Source organism: Cupriavidus sp. KB_39 (genome assembly GCF_052114485.1).
GTDB lineage: Bacteria > Pseudomonadota > Gammaproteobacteria > Burkholderiales > Burkholderiaceae > Cupriavidus.
On record NZ_JBFREV010000114.1, the window covers coordinates 1 to 1,753 of the forward strand.

General features: G+C 68.7%; 2 protein-coding genes. One reads left to right on the forward strand and one right to left on the reverse strand.

Annotation, left to right across the window (positions count from 1 at the left end; genetic code table 11):
• Positions 1-1,461: ubiquinone-dependent pyruvate dehydrogenase (poxB, locus tag AB4Z27_RS28855; protein WP_441645965.1), on the forward strand; the 1,461-nt coding region annotated here is incomplete at its 5' end.
• A 16-nt stretch (positions 1,462-1,477) separates the two neighbouring features.
• On the opposite strand, the gene AB4Z27_RS28860 is transcribed toward poxB, so the two are convergent.
• The coding region (locus AB4Z27_RS28860) for a carboxymuconolactone decarboxylase family protein (RefSeq protein ID WP_441645966.1) at positions 1,478-1,753 on the reverse strand (276 nt) is incomplete at its 5' end.

A 1,753-nucleotide genomic window follows, 5' to 3' on the forward strand; every position in this document is an offset into this window, starting at 1 on the left:
CGCTCCGGCGTGCCGGTGCTGGCCATCGCCGCCCATATCCCGAGCGCCGAAATCGGCCGTGGCTACTTCCAGGAGACGCATCCCGAGCAGTTGTTCCGGGAGTGCAGCCACTACTGCGAACTCGTCACCAGCATCGAGCAGTTGCCCGGCGTACTCGAATCCGCGATCCGCGCGGCAGTGGGCCGCCGGGGCGTGGCCGTGATCGTGATTCCGGGCGATGTGGCGCTGCGCGAGGGCACGTTCGCCGAGTCCGCGCCCGCCGCCATTGCCTTGCGGCCCCCGGTGGTCACGCCGGACGCCGACTCGCTCGACGCCCTGGCCAGCCTGCTGCGCGGCAGCCAGCGCACAACGCTGCTGTGCGGGCGCGGCTGCGCCGGCGCGCACGACCAGGTGGTGCAACTGGCGGCCACGCTGAAGGCACCCGTGGTGCACGCCCTGGGCGGCAAGGAGTACATCGAATACGAGAATCCGTACGACGTGGGCATGACCGGGCTGATCGGCTTCAGCTCCGGCTACCACGCCATGCAGGAATGCGACACGCTGCTGATGCTCGGCACCGATTTCCCCTATCGCCAGTTCTACCCCGAGGGCGCGCAGGTCGTGCAGATCGATATCCGTCCGGAAAACCTCGGGCGCCGCACGCGGCTGGACATGGGGCTGGTCGGCGATGTCGGCGCCACGCTGGACGCCCTGCTGCCCCGCCTGGCCCCCAAGGCCGACGAAGCCCATCTGGCGGCGAGCCTGCGCCACTATCGCGACGCACGCCGTCAACTGGACGACCTCGCCACGGGCGACAGTGGCCGCAAGCCCATCCATCCGCAGTACCTGGCCCGCCTGCTGAGCGAGCAGGCCGCCGAGGACGCCGTCTTCACCTTCGACGTCGGCACGCCGACGATCTGGGCCGCGCGCTACCTGCGCATGAACGGCCAGCGCCGGCTGATCGGGTCGCTCGCGCATGGGTCGATGGCGAACGCGCTGCCGCAGGCGATTGGCGCCCAGTCCGCCTATCCGGGGCGGCAGGTCATCAGCCTGTCCGGCGACGGCGGTTTTGCAATGCTGATGGGCGATTTCCTGACGCTTTCCCAGCAGGGCCTGCCCGTCAAAGTGGTGATCTTCAACAACAGCGTGCTCGGTTTTGTCGCGCTGGAGATGAAGGCGTCTGGCTACCTGGAGTCGGGCACGTCGCTGCAGAATCCCGATTTCGCGGCCATGGCGCGCGCCATCGGCGTGCATGCCCAGCGCGTGGAAGACCCGCTGCTGCTGCCGGAGGCCATCGCCACCATGCTGGCGCATGACGGGCCCGCCCTGCTCGACGTGGTGACCAACACGCAGGAACTGGCGATGCCGCCGTCCCTGAAGGCGGAGCAGGTCAAGGGCTTCAGCCTGTGGGCGATGAAGGCCGTGATGAACGGCCGCGCCGACGAGGTCATCGAGCTGGCGCGGTCGAACCTGCTGCGCTAGACGGCGGCTTACCGGCTCAACGTGGGTTGAGCTTCACGCCGGGGAAATCCACCGGCACGTTCAGCGCCACGTTGATGTAGTTGGTGAACAGGTTCAGTGCCACGTGGGCGACGATTTCCACGATTTCTTCGTCGCCGAAGCCGACTTCCCGCAGTTGGGCCACGTCGGCGTCCGACACCTGGCCCCGGTCGTTCACCAGCTTCAGCGCGAAGGCCAGCGCGGCGGCCGTCCGGGCATCCTCGGCACGCCCAGCCTGGGCGGCAGCCATCTCCTCAGCGGTGGCGCCGGCCTT